The sequence below is a fragment of the Phytoactinopolyspora halotolerans genome, from assembly GCF_010550675.1.
Lineage (GTDB): Bacteria > Actinomycetota > Actinomycetes > Jiangellales > Jiangellaceae > Phytoactinopolyspora > Phytoactinopolyspora halotolerans.
This window is the reverse complement of record NZ_JAAGOA010000006.1, coordinates 101,503-122,476: the sequence shown is the minus strand read 5'-3', so window position 1 is coordinate 122,476 and position 20,974 is coordinate 101,503. Positions and strand designations below refer to the sequence as shown.

The following is a 20,974-nucleotide window of genomic DNA, read 5'->3' as shown; positions in this document are numbered from 1 at the left end:
TTCAGACCGCCCGGAGTTCAGGCGGTCAGCCGGAACGGCGGGTACCGGTCCGTCACCAGAATGAACGCGTAGCCGATCACCCGGTTGTGCCAGCGGATGACGCCTTCGACGAAGGTGAACAGGTCGCGTGGGTAGCGCTTGGTGAACAGGATCGCGAACCACGCGATGATCACCACAACAACCGCCGCGATGTCCAGGAACACGAGCACGATGTAGTGCGGGATGGCCAAGAACCACTTGATCAACGGGAGCCAGCGGTTCAGCTGGTTCGGCGCGTCCGGGTGCTCGAACTCGAGGCGGACCGCCTGGTAGTCGTCCGTCGAGGGGTACCGATCATCCATCAGCGCCAGATAGGCCCAGACCCGGTTGGTGAACCGGAGCAGCTCCCGGTTCCACTCGAACCACCATCTGGGGTACTTCTGCCGAAAAAGGATCATCAGCAGCGGACCGGCGAACAGCAGACCGCCCGCGCCGGTAGCCACGATCGTGCCTGTCTCGTGGGTCCACTGCCACGCAGCGCTGGAGACGGTGCCGAGGACGATCATGATCGGAATCGCGACGATGATCCGGAACGCCGTCGTCGCCCGGTTGAGATCGCGTTCGGGGTAATCGACCGAGAACTGGATCGGATACATGTCGTTGTTGTCCATACAACTCCCCTACCCTTGTGTGGATCGATCACGAGCGCGAGCCCTCACGACGCCGCGGCGCGACGGCGGTGACGCCGGCAGTGCAGCGGGCGGCGTCGACCGGCTGGCCCGCCTGCTCGAACAGCGCCGCCGCGTCGCCGAGCAGGGCGACGCTCCGGTCGTATTCTGCCGCAGCCGCGGCCATATGCGCGCGTGATTCGAGGATCGCGGCCTGCCACGCCGTGCCCTCCCACAGCTCAGAGGACCGCTCGGCGATCGCCAGATACTCCCGGGCATCGTCCAGATCACCCACGTCGGCGCACGCCGTGGCGGCCGGGACGGCGAACATGATGACGCAGAACGCGCAGGCGTCCTCGGGGCCCATGGTCTCCCTCGCCTGGTCGACCATCGCCCGCGCGGCGTGCGGGTCGGGTGCGGCCCGGATCATGGTGCCGAGAATGCGTTGAACCAGGTGGAGTGCCAGCACCGACCAGCGGGCGCGGGGAAGCGCCCGGACCAAGAAGTGGCGGGCCTCGTCCTTCCGGCCCTGATACAGCCTCAGCTCGGCGAGGCGCTGCAGCGTGTTCGCTTCACCGGCCGAGGCGCCGATCTCCCGGTGGAGGTCGACAGCGTCCAGCAGCTCACGCTCGGCCACGACGAACTCCCCTGCCAGTAATGCCGCCTCGCCCAACAGGGTGGTGGCGAACGCCTCGCCGCGCAGGATGCCCATCCTCCGGGCGGTATCTCGCAGCGACTGAGCCAATGCCTTCACCTCGCCATAGGGCGTCGTCCCGTACAGCAGAAACTCGGTCACACACAGGTAGGGGTCGAACAGGGTGCTGGCCAGCGCGGGGGTGTCTCTGGCACGGGTCAGCTCGGTTCTCAGCCGGGAGAACAACTCTCCGCGCTGATGCGCGATCAATGCCTGCAGCGTGAGCAGATCAAGCCGTTGCCACGTGACCTCGTCGGGCAGCATCACCGCATTGACCTGGTCCGCGGCCTTCCACGCGCCGTCGACGTCGCCGGAGAAGAACGCGAGGCTGCCCTTGGCGAGAAGAATAGGCACATCCGCCTCGTCGCCCGACGGTTCCAGCCCTTCCAGCACCCACGTCGCGGTCTCGAGATCACCCTCCATCACCGCCGCCTGACCCATCCGGGCACGCAGCAGTGGACGATCCGCTTCCGCCGCGACGGCGAGTGCCTCGCGGTACGCGTCGATGGTCGCGCGGTCACCCAGCGCGGCGAGCAGATTCGCACGAAGTGCCAACAGGCGCGCCCGGTCCGTCGCTGTTGCGTTCCCCCGGACGGCGTCGACGAGGGTGAGAGCGTCTCGATACGCGCCGATGGCGGCCTCGGTCTCGACCGCCAGCAACACGTGGGGGACAGCGGCGGCGAGCTCACCGGCGGCGATCAGGTGATGCGCGACGCGTGCCGGAGGTGCGCCGATGGCGTGCAGACGGCGCGCGGCCTGATGATGGAACGCCCGTTGCTGTGCCGGAGCCACGCCGGCCAACAGCGCGTCGCGGATCAGCGCGTGCCGGAACCGGTATCCGGCTCCGGTGTGCTGGATGACCAGGGCCGCCAGCGCCGCGTCGAGTGCGGCGAAGGCCCGGGGCTCCGGCAGCCCGGTCAGCGCGACGAACTGGTCCGTGTCGAAGCTCGCGCCCAGCACGGCAACCCGCTGCAGTGCCTCCCGTGTCGCGGGCGCGAGCGTCGTGAGCGCGAGCGCCCCCAGTTCCGCCGCGTCCGCCGGCTCCGGGGCGCGAGCCATCTCGGTGATAGTGAAGGGCAGTCCACCCGACACCGCCCAGATCCGGTCTACGGTCTCCGGCGGCGCGGTAGGCAGGCGCTGCTTGACGAGCTCCTGCGTCCCTGCCCGGCCGAGGGGATGGAGCCTGAGCTGCACCGCGAGGTTGCGGCGGACCAGGCTGGACCGGATCTGCTCGATCCGCGCGCCGCCGTCGCGGAACCCGAGCACCACGACCGCGCGCTCGCCTGCCACCGTCCGCGCCAGGTAGTGCAAGAGGCGTAGGCTGGCCTCGTCCGCCTCGTGCACGTCGTCGACGGTGAGCAGCAACCCGGATCCGGCCGCCGCGATCCGGACGAGTTGGGCCGTGGCGACGAACAGCCGCTGGTGCGTGCCCTCTCCACTCCAGGTCAGCTCGTGCCCGGCCAGAGCCCGTTCGATCTCCGCGCGATATGTGTCGTCCAGCCCGTCGAGCAGAGTCGGGTGACGTCGGCACAGGTCGGCCAAAGCCTCCATCACGGGCGCGTACGGCCAGGCACCCTCGATCGCGGCGGCGACGCCGCGTCCGGTCCGCCAGCCGGCGCGTTCCGCCCAGGCACAGGCCTGGTCGAGCAACGCCGATTTGCCCACCCCGGCCGGGCCGAGCACCAGCACGGTGCGGCCACGCCCGTGCGAGGCGTCCGCCAGCGCGCCTTCGATGGCCGTACTCTCATCGTCCCGTCCGACCAGAGCCGGCCGGCCGCCGCCCGGTGGCTGAGGTAACGCTGCGACGATCTGATCGCGCAGGGCGAGTGCACGGGGGCCAGGGCCGACGCCCAGTTCGTGCTTCAGCGCTGCATTCATCCGTTCGAACTGGCGGAGCGCCGCCCGGTGATCGCCCGCGTCGAGGTGCCTCCGCATCAGCGCCAGATGAGCCTCCTCGTCGGCAGGCTCTGCCGTGACCAGCCGCTCCCACTGCTCGGCGTGGCGCAGCACGTCCAGATACCGCAGCCGGATGCGTTCGCGGGGCTCGCCGGCCCACGGCTCGTACAGATCGTCGGGCAGCAACGGCCCGCCATAGAGATCGGCGGCCGCGGATGCCGCATCCGGCGCCGGGTCGATCAGCGCCGCTTCGGCAGCCCGTTCGAACACGTCCACGTCGATGACGACACTGAGGCCAGGGAACAACGACACCATGTCGTCGCGGAGCACCACCGCGTCGCGCACGTCGCCGAAGGCACGCCGGGCGTAGTGGGCCAGCTTGTGCAGCCGAGGTGCCGCTTCCGCGACCGAGAGCTCCGGCCAGAGCAGGTCGATCAGGCGTTCCCGATGCAGCCGCCTGCCGGGAGCCAGCGCGAGAATCTTCACCAGGCTCGCGGCCTGTCGACGCGGCCAGGCCGAGGCCGCGACCGGGACACCGTCGAGCTCGACCGCGAACTCGCCCAAGAGCCGGATCTCCACCTGCGTCGTCACCGGTACCCCCCGCTCGCCAGCAGCCAGACCGTGCCACGACGTGAACCATGATGCTCCTCTTCGCCGCGTCTGTATACGGGCGCGTCACGTTCATGCGTCGTGCCGGGCTCGTGGTGCTCAGGCTCGTCGTGCTCAGGCTCGTCGTGCTCAGGCTCGTCGTGCTCAGGCTCGTCGTGCTCAGGCTCGTCGTGCTCAGGCAGCCGGCCCACTCACCGGACCGGAAGACGGGCGGCGGGTCCGGAGTGCCTCAGCACGGCCTCCACCTGCGCGCTCATGGCCGCGTTCGCCTCGAGTAGCAGCCGGCGGAGCTTGGGGAACGTCCACCGGTACGACGCAATCGTGTCGACGGTGCGCGCCAATGGCAGCGCGAGCGCATCCCGCTCGGCCGCGTACTCGATGAGCGCTTCGGTCTCGGTGGCCGTGCCCGAGCGGATCCGTAACACCGCACTCACCAGCAGCCGAGCGTCTCGCAGCGCGTCGGTCATGCCGTGTGTGCTCAACGGATCCTCGAAGCCACCCGCGTCTCCGGCCAGGGCCCAGCCGCGGCCGTACGGCCGGCGCAGATACCCGGACATACCGGCGAAACCACGCAGGTGCCGTGGGCTCCCGGCGTCGGCGATCCGCTCCCAGAGCTCAGGCGAGGCCGCATCCGCCACAGCCCGCAACGCGGCGCGTGTGCCGTTCCGGCGAGCGGCTTTCATCCGCTGCGGGGTCGTCCCCACGAACACCAGCGTCCGGCCGTCATTGGTAGGGATCAAGCCGGCGCCGGCCTGGTCGCCGTAGTACCACTCGTATCCCTCGGTGGGCAGATCGCTCCAGTATCCGTAGAGCACCGCCCCGCCCGGGCCCGGAGCCGACCAGGTCAGCGGCGCACGCGCAGCCGTGGCGACCGCGGATCCGATCCCATCGGCGCCGATGGTCAGGCGCGACGACGCCGTGAGCCGGCGACCGTCCCGGTCGACCGCGGCGACGCCGGACACCGAGCCCGCAGCGTCGCGGAGCAGCCCGGTGACGGTCATCCCGAAGCGTACATCCGCGCCGGCCGCCACCGCAGCGTCGACGAGGACACGGTCCAGCACCGTGCGGCGCGGGGCGTAGAGCGCGTCGACGCCGGCGGTGGCTTTCAAGGTGACGGTGGTGCTGTCATCGGGATAGTGGAAGACCACCCGCCGCACAGCCGGCGTGCCGGCGGCGATGACGTCGCCGAGGACGCCCGCCTCCCGCAGTTGCAGAACGCCGCCACGCATCAGTGCGTGCGTGGAGCCGGTGTCACTGCCGTACGCGGCCCGGTCCAGGACGAGGACCCGCAGCCCCTGCCTGGCCAGCAGCAGGGCCGTCGTGGCGCCCGCTACCCGGGCGCCGACCACGATCACGTCGTACGTCGAATCTCTCATCAGGCCCGTGCCCCTTCCGGTATGTCGATGTCCACCCGTCGCCGCGGGCCTCTCCGCCCGGCCTGCGACGAGGAGCCGAGGTGCTCACTGATCGTCCGTGCGTCATGACGGACGCCGTCGATGAAGCTTGAGTCACGGCGGTGCAGGAAGCGCTCCCCGATGACGTAGAGCCCCGGTACCGCGGTGATCCCCCGCCTGTGCACCACCTGCCCGTCCCGATCGAAGACCGGAACCCGGAGCCATGGGTAGCGGTGCCGGAAGCCGGTCGCCCACACCACCGTGGAGATTCCGGCGGCACGCAGATCCAGCTCGCTCGGTCCGGCGGCCACATCGACGGCGCGAACCGGCTCGGCCGGGAGCAGTTCCGCATCCAGGCCCGTGGATTCCGCGAAGCGGTCGATGGTGTCGAGCGTCCGGCGCAACCGGCTCTCCGCGGCGGACACCGTCGACGCCAGATCGTCCGCGAAGTGCACCCGGTCACCATCGACGCCGACGAGGCGTCCGGCGGTCCGGACCCCGAGCTCGTGCAGCGTGGCGAGATCGAGGTCGACGGCCGGCGCTCCGCCGCGCAGCTGCAGCGACGGCTGGGCGCGCGCCGCCCGGGCGTCCGGCATCTCATCGATGGTGCGGCTCAGCAGGCCGCTCTGCTCCAGCCACCACATGATGTCCATGCCGCGGTATCGCCGCGGCAGCCTGGTGTGCGAGCCGACGGACAGCACCACCGTCCGCCCGGACCGACACAGCTCGGCCGCGATCTGCGCGCCCGACGCCGACGCCCCGACCACCAGCACTCCACCGCTCGGGAGCCGGCCGGGACGGCGGTACCCGCTGGTGTGCAGCTGGTGCATCTCCGGCTGAAGCCGCCGGGCCAGCTCCGGCACCACCCGGCTGGGGCCGCTGGCGAGCACGACGTTGCGGGTGAACCACGACCCCCGCCACGTGGTGACCCGGAACCCGTGTGCCATCGCCGAGACGTCGGTCACCGGAGTGTTCTCCAGCACCGGAGCACCGAACGAGTCCGCATACCGGCTCAGGTATCCGGCGAGCCCGGCGGCCGTCATGAAGCCGTCCGGCTCGTCACCGGCGTAACTCCACGCCGGCAGCCGCGTCATCCAGTTCGGTGTCAGCAGCCGCAGCGAATCCCAGCGGGCACTGAGCCAGCTCTCCGCGACCCGTCCGCGTTCGAGCACGACATGGTCGCGGCCTGCCCCGGTGAGGTAACGGCTGGTTGCCAGGCCGGCCTGGCCGGCACCGATCACGACCGTCTCGATGGTTCTCATCTGATCCTCTTCTCCGCCGGCGGGTGACCGCTCGCGGGCGATCTGCCCGCCAGCGGCCACGCCGGGTGTCCACGGACCGTCCCACGATCTGCGGGCGGCCGGTCCTCACACGACGGCCACATCCACGGTCACCGGGACCGGGTTGGTGATGACGTCGTATACGGCAGAACGGTTTCGCGACTGCTCGACCAGCTCGCGCAGCTTCTCCGGGGGAGCATCGCCGGAGACGGTGAAAACGACCCGGATCTGCTGGTAACCGTTACGGACCTCGTCGGACAGCCCGAGGATGCCCAGCAGATCGATGTCGCCCTCCACGGTGGAGGAGACCTCGGTCAGCTCGATGCCACGCGCCGCGGCGATGTTGGCAAGCCCGGACGTCAGGCACGCGGCCAAGGCGGCCAGCACGTACTCCACCGGGGTCGGTCCGTTGTCCGCGCCGACCAGGACGGCCGGGTGATCCGCGTCGATGACGGTGGCGTGCTTGTGCTCCATCTCCTGTCCGGCGCCGAAGAAGCTGTGCATGGTCGACTGGTTGTGCGTGCCCTTGACCCAGCGGTTGGTCGCCCGGAACTGGAACTTCGCGATCTCCGGCTGCGCCTTGACCGCGTCGAGGGTCGCGAACAGCGTGGGTGTGTCGACCCCGTTGAGCGGTGCGCGTTCGGTGGTGGTGCTCATGATCGTCTCCTTGAAATGGATGAGTATGAACCTGATGGGTTGTGCTCGATGGATTGATGGACGGTGGTGGTGCGGTAGGTACGGGGACGCGCAAGCGGCGTAGCTACAGACTCTCGGTGGGCTCCGCGGCCGCGCCGTCGCCGACATCAGGCGGCCATCACGGCGGTCAGCGCCCACAGCACCGGCATGCCGACGAGCAGGGCGAGGTAGGACTTGCCGGTCACATACACCGCGGCCAAGGCCGCGGCCAGGGCCCCCAGCACGGGCAGCGCCTCGAGCGCCTCGGCCCCGCCGACCTGGGTCGCCAGGCCGCTCACGGCCAACGCCGCGAACGCGGCCGGGGCGACGAACGCCGATGCTGTGCGCATCCGGTCCGGCAGCTCGAACCGGTCGATCAACAGGACCATACTGATCCGGAACAGGTAGCTTCCGAGTCCGATCAGCCCGATGACCAGCCAGACGCTCATCGTTTGCCCTCCGCCCGTGTCAATCCCGCGCCGAGCCCGGCGACGATCGCGATGATCAGGCCGAGATGGAGCGGGACGGCGGTAGCCGGCACCGCCACCGCAGCAGCGGTGAGCGCCGCACGCCGAGTCGCTCGCTCGCGCAGTCGCGGTACGACCTCGCCCACCAGGAACAGCGGGATCACCAGTTCCAGGCGGAGCACGGACGGCAGCTGCGCCCCGAGCAGGGCTCCCGCCGCGATCGCGGCGAACCAGGTCGCGTACAGCAATACCGCACCACCGACGTAGTACGCATCCGCGCGTCGCCGGTCCCCCGGTTGCTCGTAACGGGCGATGCCGACCGCGAACGACGGATCGATCAGCAAGTAGCCGGCGAACATGCGCCATGCCCGCGACCGTCGCCGCCAGTATCCGGCCATCGCCGCTGAGTACAGCACCAGCCGCAGGTTGATGATCAGCGCGCTCACCACGATCACCAGCGGCGCGGCTCCGGCGTGGAGCAGCTCGATGGTGGCGATCTGGGCGCTGCCGGCCACGATCAACGGGCCGGTCAGCCATCCCGCGAACGTCGAGATGTCGGCCTGGGCGGCGCTGACCCCGATCACCAGGCCGAACGGGGTCACTCCGGCCAGCCAGGGCAGCATCGCCCGGGCGCCGGCGAGCGCATCGGAGTGATGTGCGGCGAGCCGCGGTCCCGCCATCGTCGTCGCGCTCATCGCGACGCCGCCGATGCGCCGACGGGCCGGCGACGGCGCAGCCGCCGACCGGCTCCGGTGAGGCGTCCGATGACCGCGCGCACTGCCGCGGTGGCGGTCGTCGCGCCCGGGAGCGGCGTGGCCAAGGAGCGTGCCGGCGGACGGGCCGACGGGTGGAGGCGATGCTGCCACTGCGGTGATGCGAACCGCGCCTGCGACAGGCGGCGGTTCTGCGCGGCGACGAGCAGGTGGATCGTGTCCATAGTGGTTCTCCCCGTGGGTATCTGACGCGGTCACGGTGTCCCGGCCGCCTTCCCGAGACCTTCCCGCGACCTGTCCGTGCCGCCTCTGACTGTGCCGCCGCATATGGGAGCAAACTTGGAGGAGACGTGGAGATCAGGTGGAGAACGGCGTAATCTCCATCGGTACGGCGACCGCGCAGGTATCGCACGTCCGCACGGCCGGCCGGCATGAAGGTCAGGGGGCCATGATCTACGTATTCGGCGACTGCGAGCTCGACCTCGGCCGGTATGAGCTGCGCCGGACCGGCGCGGTGCGGGCCGTCGAGCCTCAAGTCTTCGACGTGCTCACCGAATTGATCCGCAACCGGCGCCGGGTCGTGTCCAAGGACGAGCTGCTGGACGCCGTGTGGGGAGACCGTTTCGTCAGCGAGTCCGCCTTGACCAGCCGGGTCAAAGCCGCACGGCGCGCGATCGGCGACGACGGGCGGGCGCAGCGGTTCATCCGCACCGTGCACGGCCGCGGCTACCAGTTCGTCGGCGACGTCAGCGAGCGCTCGGGCACGCCGGACACCACAGGCACCGGCGTCGCCCCCACGGCCACAGCGCGGCCGCCGGAGCAGGAGATCCGGTTCCGCACGGCCGCTGACGGCACGCGGCTCGCCTACGCCACCATGGGCTCCGGGCCACCGCTGGTCAAGGCGGCGAACTGGCTGAGCCATCTGGATTACGACTGGCACAGCCCGGTCTGGCGGCACTGGCTCACCGAACTCTCGTCGCGGTTCACACTCATCCGCTATGACGAACGTGGCTGCGGGCTCTCCGACTGGGAGGTGCCGAGATTCTCGTTCGACGCCTGGGTCGACGACCTGGAAACCGTCGTCGACGCGGCCGGACTCGACCGATTCCCGCTGCTCGGCATCTCCCAAGGCGGGCCGGTCGCCATCGCCTACGCCGTCCGGCATCCCGAACGCGTCAGTCATCTGGTGCTGTTCGGAAGCTACGCGCAGGGCAGACGCAAGCGGGCAGTGACCTCGAGCGACGTGGAGCTGGTCGAGGCGATGATCGACCTCGTCCGGCTGGGCTGGGAGCGACCGACCCCCATATACCGGCAGATGTTCGCGGCCTCGTTCCTGCCGGACGGCACCCAATCCGAATGGCGGGTCTTCGATGACCTACAGGTCCGGTCGTGTTCTCCGGAGAACGCGTGGCGTTTCATGAACGAGTTCGCCGATATCGACGTCGTAGACCTGGCGCCGCAGGTGACGGCGCCGACGCTGATCATCGGCGCCCGTCACGACCAGGTGGGACCGTTTCAGGAGTCCCGCCTACTGGCCGGTCTCATCCCGGGCAGCAGGCTGGTGCCGCTGGACAGCTGTAACCATCTGCTGCCGGAACGCGACCCGGCCTGGCGCCAGTTCCTGACCGAACTCGACCACTTTCTGCTGAGCGGAGCGGGCGTGCCCCGCACAACCAGCCGTGTACCTGGTCTTCCGTGACGCCTCAGGGCGAGGAGACCGCGCATGGCGGCACGGAAGACCAGGGGCTCTGCGGGTCGGCGGCACGGCGGTAGGTCCTGCCGGGCCGGCCGACCGAGAGATCATGGGGTGAAGACGATCCGCGCCTTGACCGTTCCCTGCAAGACCTCCCGGATGGAGTCGTTGACGGCGGCAAGCGGACGTGTCTCGTAGATCACCCTGGTGCGCCCCGCCGCGTGCAGTGCGAACACCTCGTCCAGGTCGGCGCGGGTGCCGACGATCGAACCGATCACCGATGTCCCGTTGAGAACGGTGTCGAACACCGGAATCTCGATCGAGCCGGCTGCGGGCAGCGCCACCAGCACCAGCCGGCCGCCCCGGCGTAGCCCTGCGTACGCGGTCGCGAACGACGCGTTGTCCACGGCGAGGCCGATGGCCGCGCTCGCACCGCCGTGCGACTGCAGCACCTTGGCCGGATCGTCGCTGCGCGCATCGATGACGATGTCCGCGCCCAGGTCACTGGCGAGCGCGAGCTTCTCGTCGGTGATGTCGATGGCGGCGACGGTGGCGCCGGCGATCTTCGCGTACTGCACCGCGAGGTGCCCGAGGCCGCCGACGCCGGAGATCGCGACCAGATCGGTGGGGCCGATGTCGGCCACCTTGAGGGCCTTGTACGTCGTCACGCCGGCGCAGGTCAACGGAGCGGCTTCGCGCGGGTCGACGCCGTCCGGCACACGTGCGGCGAAGTCGGCCCAGGCGAGCATCGAACCGGCCCAACCACCGTCGACGCCGTAGCCGGTGTTCTTCTGCGCATGGCAGAGCGTCTCCCAGCCGCTCAGGCAATGCGCACAGCGTCCGCACGCCCAGCCGAGCCACGGGACCGCCACCCGATCGCCGACGTCCAGGTGTGTCACTCCCGCACCGAGCCGCTCCACCACGCCGACCCCCTCGTGCCCGGGGACGAACGGCGGGTGCGGCTTCACCGGCCAGTCGCCGTGGGCGGCGTGGATGTCGGTGTGGCACAGGCCGGACGCCTCGACGCGTACCAGTACCTGCCCCGTACCGGGTTCCGGATCCGCCCGGTCCTCGAGCACCAGCGGTCGGCCGAACTCTCGCACTACAGCTGCCTTCATGGTTGCACCTCTGACGTCCTGGCCCGTCTCAGAGCCACTCGACATGTCGTTTCCTTCTCAAGCACACCTCGCACCCGTGCTCCTTCCGCAGGGCCGAACGTCATCTGCGGGCAGCCCGTTGGGCACTGGTCCGGCGCGTCGCGGACGGTGCACGGTGGGAACCGGTAGCCCCATCGGCGGCGGATCCGAAACGTCAGGCGGCGATGCATCCATGAGATTTCTCTCCGAGACGGAACTGACGTCCAGGCTGTCCCGGTGCGCACCGGGCGTCCGGGTGATCTCGTCCGGGAACTTCGCAGCGCCGTACCGGCTGCTGTCGATCCTCGACCGGTGCCTGGAGTCCTACCGGCTGTACATGCTCAACGCACAGGCCGGCATACCGGACCGGCCCGGCGTGGCGTTGGAGACGTCCTTCGTCGGTCCGGGCATGCGCAGCAGCCCGCGGCTGCGCTACCTGCCCTGCCGGCTCTCCTTGGTGCCCCGGCTGTTCAGCACCACGATCACTCCGGACGTCGTGGTGGTCAAGACGTCGGCTCCGCGCAGCGGGACGGTCTCACTGGGCATCGAGGTCAATATCCTCCCAGCTGCGATCGAGGCGGTACGGCGCCGCTCCGGGTTGGTCATCGCCGAGGTCAACCCGCAGATGCCCTATACGCACGGGGACGCGGTCATCCCGCTGGACGACATCGACTACGCCATCGTCGCGGACGAGCCGCTGCCGTCGCCGTCGGCCGGCACGCCCGACGACACCGCGCTGAGCATCGGAGAACGGGTAGCCGCGCGGGTGGCGGACGGCTCGACATTGCAGCTCGGCATCGGCGCGATCCCGGACGCTGCACTGCACGGACTGGCCGGCCGGCACGGGTTGCGCATCTGGAGCGAGATGGTCAGCGACGGCGTGCTCGCCCTGGAGCGGACCGGGGTCCTGGACCCGTGGGCCCCGGTCACCGCGTCGTTCCTGTTCGGTTCGGCGGAGTTGTACCGGTGGGCACATCAGAATCCGCGGCTGCATATGTTGCGCACCGAGACCACCAACGACCCGTCCCGGATCCACGCCCACGACCGCATGGTCAGCATCAACACCGCCCTTCAGGTGGACCTCTACGGCCAGGTCAACGCGTCCCGCATCGGTGGGCGGATCCACTCCGGTTTCGGCGGCCAGACCGATTTCATCGTCGGCGCCCTGCATTCCAGGGATGGCCAGGCGATCATCGCCGTACGGTCGTGGCACCCGCGCGCCGACTGCTCGACGATCGTTCCCATGGTCGAAGAACCGGTGACGTCGTTCCAGCCGAGCGCCGTCGTCACCGAGCAGGGGACGGCGGAGATATTCGGCCGGCCCGAAGCCGAACAGGCCGCTCACCTCATCGACCGAGCCGCGCATCCGCGGGTGCGTGAGGAGTTGTGGGAAGAGGCACGCGCGTTGGGCTTGCATCCGGAATCCGCGCGACCAGGGCGGACCAGCGCGGTGCTGGAGGGTGCCGAGACCGGCCCACCGCGGCCGAGTCAGACGGTCTCGGGCCCGAACCGATGACAAGATCGCGAACTGGGTGTAGGTTCAGCCACGGACACGGTCTTGAGGGTAGGGGCGGCATACCGCTGGACCGTTTCCCGCTCGGCACGATAGAACACGTGGTAACGCGGCGGAGGTTACCTGAATGGCAGATTTTCTTGTGCTGGGCGGCGGCTTCGGTGGGCTCGCCGCCGCCCACGAACTGCGACGGCGGCTGCCGCGGGGAGACCGGGTGACCGTGGTCGCCATGAGCGACCGGTTCTTCGTCGGCTTCGCCAAGCTCTGGGACCTGGCCGGCAGCCGTCCGCTTGCCGACGGTACGCGCATGCTGGAACGTCTCGAGGAACGCGGCATCAGATTCGTCCATGCCGAGGTGACCTCGATCGATGCCGCCACGTGCTCGGTGCAGACCACCGCGGGACCGATCTCCGCCGACGGCATGGTGGTCGCCTTGGGCGCGGGTTACTGGCCCGGACACCGCGAACTGATCGAGGCCGGCGCGTACAACCTCTACCACGCCCCGTCGCTGCCGGACATTCATACCGCGTTGAACGACCTGACCGACGGCCGTCTGCTGGTCTCCATCATGGGTACGCCCTATCTGTGCCCGCCGGCCCCTTACGAGGCCACACTGCTGTTGGAGGATCGGCTGCGCAGCGCAGGGCTGCGCGACCGGGTGGACATCGCGATCTCCACGCCGGCGCCGCTCACCTTGCCGGTGGCCGGGCCGGACGCCAGCCGCTTCCTCGCCGAGGAACTGACCGCGGCCGGCGTCGGCGTGTTCACCGAGCACACCGTGGGCTCTATCGACCCGGATCGCCGCACCGTCACGTTCCAGAACTCGCGGACCCTGGACTTCGAGCTGCTCCTGGCCATCCCCGCGGCGGTGCCGCCGCCCGTCATCCACGCCAGCACGCTCGCCGGACCGAGCGGATGGATCGAGCCGGACCGACGTACGTTCGCCACCTCGGCCGAGCGGGTGTACGCGGTCGGCGACTGCACGCTCATCCATACCGCGACCGCTCAGCTGCCGAAGGCCGGCGTGTTCGCCGAAGCCGCCGGCAAGATCGCGGCGACGAACCTGGTCGCGGACGTGTACGGGGGCGACCGGCTCACCTTCGACGGCTACGGGTACTGCTTTCTGGAGCTGCCCGGCCAGCGCGTGGCCACCGTCGCCGGCGATTTCTACGCCACGCCACGGCCGGACGTGCGGCTCTCCCCGCCGGATCGCGCCAGTTTCAGCGCCAAGCAGGAGTGGGAGGAGGAGCGGCTCAACTCCTTGCTGGGGTGATCCGGCGGATCAGCCCTTCCTGCGCGATGGTCGCCACCAGCGTGCCGTCCTGGGTGAAGACGCGCCCGAGCGCCAGCCCGCGTGCGCCGTAGGCGGAGGGCGCCACCTGGTCGTACAGCAGCCATTCGTCGGCGCGGAAGGGCCGGTGGAACCACATGGTGTGGTCCAGCGAGGCGGTCTGCAGGTCCCCGGCACCGATGTAGGTCCCATGCGGAATCAGCGTCGCGCCGAGCAGCGTCTGGTCGCTGGCATAGGTCAGCACGCACGCGTGCAGGGTGGGTTCGTCCGGCAGTCGTCCGGCCGCACGGAACCACAGCCGCGCCAAGGCGGGATGTTCCGGCGAGGTCACCTGCCCGCCGGGACGTGAGTCGCCGACGTAGCGCACATCCAGCGCTGCCCATTCCTGGTCCCAGAACGTGCTGGGCTGCCCGGAGACCGACTCCAGCACGTCGGCGATACGCGGGCATCGTTCCGGCTCCGGCGCATCCGGCATGACGTCTTGATGGTCGAGGCCGCTCTCCGCCTTCTGGAACGATGCCGTCAAGTAGAAGATCGGCCGGCCGTGCTGCCGGGCCGCCACGCGCCGGGTGGTGAACGACTGCCCGTCCCGGACCAGTTCGACGTCGTAGACGATCGGGACGGTGGTGTCCCCCGGACGCAGGAAGTAGGAGTGCAGCGAGTGCACCGCGCGCTCCGTCGGTACGGTGCGCACCGCCGCCATCAGCGCCTGCCCGGCCACCTGGCCGCCGAAGACGCGCTGCAGCCGGGTCCGCGGCTGCCGTCCCCGGAACAGATTGTCCTCGATCGTCTCCAGGTCGAGCAACGCGGTGAGATCCTCAAGCGAGTCAGGCACGAGGGCATACTCCCACATGTGCTCTCCGGAGTCCGCACATATCGCGCCCCGTACCCGCTCGTGGGTGCCGTACGAGTCGCCCGGCCGTCCGGCCGTCATGGCCGTGGCACTGGGGCGGGCTGCGTCGAGACGGCGGCGGGACGGCGCTCCCACCAGCGGGCGATCAGGCACACCAGCACCACGTAGAGCCAGCCGGCCAGCACGTCGACCAGGTAATGCTCACCGCTGTAGGCCAGCGAGAACGCCATCGACAGCGGAAACAGCACCAGCACGGCGAGCAACACCCACCGCAGTGCCTCCACCCCTACCCGCACCGCGTCCCACCGTCCGCCGGCCGTACCGATGCCCGCCGACGCCGGAGCAACGTCGCCACCGCTCCGGCCCCGCCCGAGCCGCCGGACATACGGCCACAGCGCGACGACGGCGAGCAGCGAGAACGCGGCGTGCAACGACGGCAGCGCAGCGACGTGATTGCTCTGCGCCTGCGCCCCGGAGAGCCACCCGTCGGCGAAGCTGAGACCGAGCTCCCACCATCCACGGGTGGAGATCCGCTCGACGTCGCCGGAGATGATGCCTTCACGCGCCGCGTACCACGGTGGGGCGGCCGGAATCAGGATATAGGTCAGCAAGCCGGCGTAGGAGAGCAGCAATACGCGTCGGATGTACGAGACCCACGCCGGCCGCGACCACACATACAGCACCGCGGCGATCGCCCACGGCAGGACGAAGTGGGTGCAGTACACGATCGCCACACCCACGTCCCACCAGTGCACCTGCGCGGCGTCGAAGAACCGGTCCTGCAGCCACAACGTGGGCAGCTCGCCGGCGAAGAGCCAGCGCTCCGCGTCCACCAGCTCCTCCACCCGCAACGGCATGCCCAACGTATCGGCGATGCCGCGGGTGTGGTCGTACAGGATCAGCGCGGCCAGCAGCGGCATCCAGTCCACCAGCACCCGCAGGTGCTGCCGCCACGTCCGGTCGAGGCCCGCGCCGAGGATGCCGACCAGGATCCACCCGGTCTGCCCGATCCGGTCGATCGGGATCCCCTGGGCCACGCTGAACCAGAGCAACATGGCCACGAACGCACCCAGACCCAGCCTGCCCGGTGTCAGCCACGGCCACTGCGGCGCCAGCAGGATGCCCGCCACGGCCACCGCCACCCAGGCGACGCGTCCCGCCCAGTCGACGGTGAGCCCCTGCGCCAGCGCGAACCAGAGCAGCCCGGCCACGTAGCCCACGGCCGCCGCCCGCGCCGGCGTCAACCAGCCACCGGTCAGACCGTGCAACGGCGCCAGCACGCTCCGCCACGGCTGTTCCCAGACGAGCTGCGGGCGGTCGTCGCCGCCGCCGACGGTCATCCGGTCACCGCCGGTCGGATCGGCGTGGACGGAATCGGCCGCACGTGTCATGGACACGTATCATGACACGCCGAAACCGGAAATCACGCCTCGAATCGGTCTGGATCGGGCTCCCGCACGACATCGGCACCGAGTCCGTTCAGCTGCCCGACGAAATCAGGGTATCCGCGGTCGATGTGGTGCACGGCAGACACCAACGTCTCCCCTTCGGCGACCAGTCCGGCTAGCACCAGACCCGCACCGGCGCGGATATCGGTCGCCACCACCGGCGCGCCGGACAAGCTCTCCCGGCCCCGGATTACCGCATGGTGACCGTCGATCCGCACCTCCGCGCCGAGCCTGGCCAGCTCGTTGACGAACATGAACCGCGCCTCGTAGACGTTCTCGGTGATCATCGCCGTCCCGTCGGCAACCGCGTTCAGTGCGACGACCATCGGCTGCAGATCCGTCGGGAATCCGGGATACGGGAGCGTGACCACATCGATCGCACGCGGCCGGCCGGACATGGCGATCCGCAGGCCCGCGCCGTCCTCACCGGCACCCGGTTCGATCACCGCCCCCGCGCTGGCCAGCTTGTCCAAGACCAGCTCCAGGTCCTCGGCGCGCCCGTTGGTGACCGTGATATCGCCCCGTGTCATCAGCGCGGCGACCGCCCAGGTGCCGGTCACGATCCGGTCCGGGATGGTGGTGTGCTCTACGGGCGACAATCCCGGAAGGCCCTGCACGTGCAACGTCGAGCTGCCGACGCCTTCGATCTGCGCTCCCATGCCGATCAGCATGTGACAGATATCCAGGATCTCCGGTTCGCGGGCGACGTTGTCGATCACGGTCTCGCCGTCCGCCAGCACCGCCGCCATCAGAATGTTCTCGGTCGCTCCCACGCTCGGAAAGTCGAGCCCGATCATCGCGCCCTTCAGGCCGTCCGGCGCCCGCGCGACCACGTAGCCGTGCTCCACCTCCACGCTCGCGCCGAGTCGCCGCAACCCCGCGATGTGCATGTCCAGCCCGCGCGATCCGATGGCGTCCCCGCCGGGCAGCGCCACGTCGGCGGCGCCGCAGCGGGCAAGCAGCGGACCGAGCACGCAGATCGACGCACGCAGCCGGCGGACCAGCTCGTACGGCGCCTCGTGGCTGACCTTCTCGGGGACGTCGATCACGACCGTACTGTCGTCTCGCGACACGTCGGCACCGAGACGACGCAACAGCTCGCCCATGTAGCGCACGTCCGTGATCGAAGGCACGTCGTGCAGCGTCGTGCGCCCCTCGGCCAGCAGCGCGGCCGCCATCAGTTTGAGGGCACTGTTCTTCGCGCCGTTCACGCGCACCGAGCCGCGCAGGGACGTGCCACCGCTCACTCGAAGTCTTTCCACTGCTTTCTTATCTCCCGTTCAGCGGATTCCGCACGACGAGGCCACACGGCCTCTAGCGGACCAGGTGTCCCCCCGGTGGTGCCGCCTCGAGCCAGGCGAGGAACGCGGTCGACGCCGGCTCGGTCATCGACACCTCGACCGTGGTGGGTCCGACGGCACATCCCAGCACCACATGGCCCGCAGGAAGCTCGTAATCCTCCTCGCTGTCCGGCACGCGGCGGCTGTTGACCGCCAGCTCACCGCGGCGGAACGAGCGCTTCGGACGTGGCGCGAAACTGAAGGTCCGAAACCATTCCAGCTGCTCTCCCCGATAACGGCCGATACCGAACACCCAGCCGCCGGCCCAGCCCTGCTGGCTTCCGACCCGCATGCACATGTCGAACCCGCCCTCGCGCTGAAGCACACTTCGGCGCAGGTAGAGGACGGCCAGGGCGACGGCGACCAGCACCGCAACCGCGATGAGGATCACCGCGACCCATGCGATCAGCGCCACCTATCACCCCCGATATGCCTGTGCGCGACCGTCCCTGCCGCGGTGGGCGGACTATTTCGCTCCTGCTACCTGAAGCCTGGCCTGAGCCCACCGGCCGGCAGCTTGGTCGTCTCCTGCTGCGGCGAGTTCTGACTCCACACTAGCGGTATCAATCTCATCGGCAAGTTGGGCCACCTCCGCGAGTACCGCGACGTGGTTTTCCGACACCGACAAGAAGCCGCGGTCCACCGCCGCCCGAACCGTCTCGCCGTCGGTGGTACGCACGGTCACCACGCCGGTCGCCAGCAACCCCAGCACCGGCTCGTGCCCGGCCATGATGCCGATCTCGCCTTCGGTGGTCTTGGCGACCACCAGGGTGGCCACGCCGGACCACACTTTGCGGTCCGCCGCGACCACCTCGACGTTCAGCTCTCCCGCCACGCCTGTTCCTTCCGTGCGCGCCTTACGAGGCGAGCGTGTTGGCCTTCTTCTCGGCGTCCTCGATGTTCCCGACGTAGCTGAATGCCTGCTCGGGCAGGTGGTCGTACTCGCCCTTGCAGACCGCGTCGAACGACTCCAGCGTCTCCGACAGCGGAACGAAGACGCCCGGCTGGCCGGTGAATGCCTCGGCCACGAACATGTTCTGGGAAAGGAACCGCTGCAGGCGGCGTGCCCGCTGCACGGTGACCTTGTCCTCCTCGGACAGCTCGTCGATACCCATGATCGCGATGATGTCCTGCAGGTCCTTGTATTTCTGCAGGATCTGCTTCACATTGCTCGCGATCCGGTAGTGCTCCTCGCCGATAATCGCCGGGTCCATGATCCGGCTGGACGAGTCCAGCGGGTCCACGGCCGGGTAGATGCCCAGCTGGGAGATCGGCCGCGAGAGCACGGTCCGCGCGTCCAGGTGAGCGAACGCGGTGTGCGGCGCCGGGTCGGTGATGTCGTCGGCGGGCACGTAGATCGCCTGCATCGAGGTGATCGACCGGCCACGCGTCGAGGTGATACGTTCCTGCAGCTCACCCATCTCGTCCGCCAGCGTCGGCTGGTAACCCACCGCGGACGGCATCCGGCCGAGCAGCGTGGAGACCTCCTGGCCGGCCTGGGTGAACCGGAAGATGTTGTCGATGAACAGCAGCACATCCTGGTTTTCCACGTCCCGGAAGTACTCCGCCATGGTCAGCGCGGACAGCGCCACCCGCATACGGGTACCCGGGGGCTCGTCCATCTGCCCGAACACCAGCGCGGTGTCCTTGAGCACGTCTGCCTCGATCATCTCCAAGAAGAGGTCGGTACCCTCACGGGTCCGCTCGCCCACGCCGGCGAACACCGAGGTGCCACCGAAGTTCCGGGCGACTCGGGTGATCATCTCCTTGATCAGCACCGTCTTGCCCACACCGGCACCCGCGAACAGGCCGATCTTCCCGCCTCGCACATACGGAGTGAGCAGATCCAGCACCTTGATGCCGGTCTCCATCATCTCCGTGCTGCTCTCCAGCTGGTCGAACGCCGGCGGCTTGCGGTGGATGACCCAGCGGTCGTCGGCCTTGATCTCGGACGGGTCGCAGTCCAGCGGCACGCCGAGCGCGTTGTACACGTGGCCCTTGACACCCTCGCCCACCGGCACGCTGATGCCGGCGCCGGTGTCCCGCACGGCCGTGCCGCGCACCAGGCCGTCCGTCGGCTGCATCGAGATGGTGCGCACCAGCCCGTCGCCGATGTGCTGCTCGACCTCCAACGTCAACGTGTGGTTGCCGCCGGACTCCTCGGACAGCTCGACGTCGACCGTGAGAGCGTTGTAGATGGCGGGCATGTGGCCGTCACCGAACTCAACGTCGACGGTAGGCCCGATCACCCGCACGACACGACCGGTCGCGGCCGGTGCCTCGGTCTCCTCAACAGTGGCAGTCATACCTCTACTCGCTTCCTGCAGCGGCCAGCGCGTTTGCGCCACCGACGATCTCGCTGATCTCTTGGGTGATTTCCGCCTGGCGGGCCTGGTTGGATTCCCGGGTGAGCGTCTCCTGCATCTCCCCGGCGTTGTCCGTCGCCGACTTCATGGCCCGACGACGGGCAGCCCACTCGGACGCCGCCGCGTCCAACAGCGTTGTGTATACGAGGTTACCCGCATACTGCGGCAACAACGCGTCCAGCACTTCCTCCGCCGACGGCTCGAACTCGTACAGCGGCAGCGTCTCGTCCTCCGCCGGGGAGGTGGGCGTCGGTCCGCCCGCTGCCGACGCATCGTCCGCGCCGGCTGGAGCGCCCGCCTCGACGTGGTGCACCGGCTCCGGCACATCCTCGACGACGATCGGGAACAGCCGGCGAGCGCGCACTTCCTGGCTGACCATGTTCTTGAAGTGGGTGGAGACGACGTGGATCTCGTCGACACCGCCCTCGTCGGCCGGCGTGTTGATCGCCTCGAGCAGGTCGTCGGCGATCCGGCGCGCGTCCGTGTAGCTCGGGTTGCCGGAGAAGTCGACATACTCGCCGTACATCTCGCGGTTGCGGAACCGGTACCAGTTCACGCCTTTCTTACCGACCACGTACGGCCGGACCTCCTGGCCCTGCTCGTGCAGCAGTCCGGTCAGCGCCTCCGCCTGGCGGATCACGCCCGCCGAATAGGCCCCCGCGAAGCCGCGGTCCGACGTGACCACCAGCATCGCCGAACGCACCGGCGTTCCGGTGCCTTCCAGCAGGTGGTGGTCGAGGTTCGAGCGCGCCGCGGCTGCCTCGAGCGCCCGCACCAGCGCCTGGCTGTACGGCTTGGCGGCATCAGCACGCTGTTGCGCCTTGATGATCCGCGACGCGGCGATCAGCTCCTGCGCCTTGGTGATCTTCTTCATCGACTCCGTCGACCGGATCCGTCGCCGAAGCTCACGCAGCTGTGCACCCACTGGTCAGCACCTCCTCTCTCATCTTCAGCATCGT

Annotated in this window: 19 protein-coding genes; 3 read left to right on the top strand and 16 right to left on the bottom strand. The window is 69.4% G+C overall.

Features of this window, described 5'->3' with window-relative positions; all coding sequences use genetic code 11:
- Nucleotides 1–17: 17 nt before the first annotated feature.
- From G1H10_RS10470 to G1H10_RS10430, 8 genes are all read right to left on the bottom strand, one after another.
- Entirely contained in the window at nucleotides 18–650 is a 633-nt protein-coding gene (locus tag G1H10_RS10470) for a DUF4389 domain-containing protein (protein ID WP_216853125.1), read from the bottom strand.
- A gap of 28 nt (nucleotides 651–678) precedes the next feature.
- Complete coding sequence (locus G1H10_RS32345; protein WP_216853124.1) at nucleotides 679–3,828, bottom strand: ATP-binding protein; 3,150 nt, start codon at nucleotides 3,826–3,828, stop codon at nucleotides 679–681.
- A gap of 209 nt (nucleotides 3,829–4,037) precedes the next feature.
- Complete coding sequence (locus G1H10_RS10455) at nucleotides 4,038–5,222, bottom strand: NAD(P)/FAD-dependent oxidoreductase (protein ID WP_163736579.1); 1,185 nt, start codon at nucleotides 5,220–5,222, stop codon at nucleotides 4,038–4,040.
- Complete coding sequence (locus G1H10_RS10450; RefSeq protein ID WP_163736576.1) at nucleotides 5,222–6,502, bottom strand: NAD(P)-binding domain-containing protein; 1,281 nt, start codon at nucleotides 6,500–6,502, stop codon at nucleotides 5,222–5,224. Before G1H10_RS10450 ends, G1H10_RS10455 begins: the two co-directional genes overlap by 1 nt.
- Before the next feature lie 105 nt (nucleotides 6,503–6,607).
- Nucleotides 6,608–7,177: an OsmC family protein gene (locus G1H10_RS10445; protein WP_163736574.1), complete on the bottom strand. Its 570-nt coding sequence runs from the start codon at nucleotides 7,175–7,177 to the stop codon at nucleotides 6,608–6,610.
- A gap of 146 nt (nucleotides 7,178–7,323) precedes the next feature.
- A complete protein-coding gene (locus tag G1H10_RS10440; protein ID WP_163736571.1) occupies nucleotides 7,324–7,644 on the bottom strand; it encodes an AzlD domain-containing protein in 321 nt (106 codons plus the stop codon).
- Complete coding sequence (locus tag G1H10_RS10435; protein WP_163736568.1) at nucleotides 7,641–8,357, bottom strand: AzlC family ABC transporter permease; 717 nt, start codon at nucleotides 8,355–8,357, stop codon at nucleotides 7,641–7,643. Before G1H10_RS10435 ends, G1H10_RS10440 begins: the two co-directional genes overlap by 4 nt.
- Nucleotides 8,354–8,599, bottom strand: coding sequence for a hypothetical protein (locus G1H10_RS10430; protein ID WP_163736565.1), 246 nt, complete (start codon nucleotides 8,597–8,599; stop codon nucleotides 8,354–8,356). Before G1H10_RS10430 ends, G1H10_RS10435 begins: the two co-directional genes overlap by 4 nt.
- 224 nt (nucleotides 8,600–8,823) lie before the next feature.
- Here G1H10_RS10430 and G1H10_RS10425 point away from each other — a divergent pair, with 224 nt between their 5' ends.
- Entirely contained in the window at nucleotides 8,824–10,074 is a 1,251-nt protein-coding gene (locus G1H10_RS10425; RefSeq protein WP_163737082.1) for an alpha/beta hydrolase, read from the top strand.
- A gap of 101 nt (nucleotides 10,075–10,175) precedes the next feature.
- On the opposite strand, the gene G1H10_RS10420 is transcribed toward G1H10_RS10425, so the two are convergent.
- The gene (locus G1H10_RS10420) at nucleotides 10,176–11,186 is read right to left on the bottom strand and encodes a zinc-dependent alcohol dehydrogenase (RefSeq protein ID WP_163736562.1); all 1,011 of its coding nucleotides are present in this window, start codon (nucleotides 11,184–11,186) and stop codon (nucleotides 10,176–10,178) included.
- A 211-nt stretch (nucleotides 11,187–11,397) separates the two neighbouring features.
- On the opposite strand from G1H10_RS10420, the gene G1H10_RS10415 reads away from it, so the two are divergent.
- Both G1H10_RS10415 and G1H10_RS10410 read left to right on the top strand, forming a co-directional pair.
- Nucleotides 11,398–12,720, top strand: a complete 1,323-nt coding sequence (locus tag G1H10_RS10415; RefSeq protein WP_163736559.1) for an acetyl-CoA hydrolase/transferase family protein — start codon at nucleotides 11,398–11,400, stop codon at nucleotides 12,718–12,720.
- Nucleotides 12,721–12,844: 124 nt separating this feature from the next.
- A complete protein-coding gene (locus G1H10_RS10410) occupies nucleotides 12,845–13,990 on the top strand; it encodes an NAD(P)/FAD-dependent oxidoreductase (RefSeq protein ID WP_163736557.1) in 1,146 nt (381 codons plus the stop codon).
- Here the strand turns inward: G1H10_RS10410 and G1H10_RS10405 are convergent.
- From G1H10_RS10405 to G1H10_RS10375, 7 genes are all read right to left on the bottom strand, one after another.
- Complete coding sequence (locus tag G1H10_RS10405) at nucleotides 13,971–14,843, bottom strand: acyl-CoA thioesterase (protein WP_163737079.1); 873 nt, start codon at nucleotides 14,841–14,843, stop codon at nucleotides 13,971–13,973. The two genes, G1H10_RS10410 and G1H10_RS10405, sit on opposite strands and share 20 nt — an antisense overlap.
- 95 nt (nucleotides 14,844–14,938) lie before the next feature.
- Nucleotides 14,939–16,252, bottom strand: coding sequence for a phosphatase PAP2 family protein (locus tag G1H10_RS10400; protein ID WP_163736553.1), 1,314 nt, complete (start codon nucleotides 16,250–16,252; stop codon nucleotides 14,939–14,941).
- A 32-nt stretch (nucleotides 16,253–16,284) separates the two neighbouring features.
- Nucleotides 16,285–17,571, bottom strand: coding sequence for a UDP-N-acetylglucosamine 1-carboxyvinyltransferase (gene murA, locus G1H10_RS10395; RefSeq protein WP_163736550.1), 1,287 nt, complete (start codon nucleotides 17,569–17,571; stop codon nucleotides 16,285–16,287).
- A 52-nt stretch (nucleotides 17,572–17,623) separates the two neighbouring features.
- Nucleotides 17,624–18,064: a DUF2550 domain-containing protein gene (locus G1H10_RS10390; protein WP_216853121.1), complete on the bottom strand. Its 441-nt coding sequence runs from the start codon at nucleotides 18,062–18,064 to the stop codon at nucleotides 17,624–17,626.
- Between the two features lie 51 nt (nucleotides 18,065–18,115).
- The gene (locus tag G1H10_RS10385; RefSeq protein ID WP_163736548.1) at nucleotides 18,116–18,484 is read right to left on the bottom strand and encodes a F0F1 ATP synthase subunit epsilon; all 369 of its coding nucleotides are present in this window, start codon (nucleotides 18,482–18,484) and stop codon (nucleotides 18,116–18,118) included.
- A 22-nt stretch (nucleotides 18,485–18,506) separates the two neighbouring features.
- A complete protein-coding gene (gene atpD, locus G1H10_RS10380) occupies nucleotides 18,507–19,955 on the bottom strand; it encodes a F0F1 ATP synthase subunit beta (protein WP_163736545.1) in 1,449 nt (482 codons plus the stop codon).
- Between the two features lie 4 nt (nucleotides 19,956–19,959).
- Complete coding sequence (locus tag G1H10_RS10375) at nucleotides 19,960–20,940, bottom strand: F0F1 ATP synthase subunit gamma (RefSeq protein WP_163736543.1); 981 nt, start codon at nucleotides 20,938–20,940, stop codon at nucleotides 19,960–19,962.
- Nucleotides 20,941–20,974 lie beyond the last annotated feature (34 nt).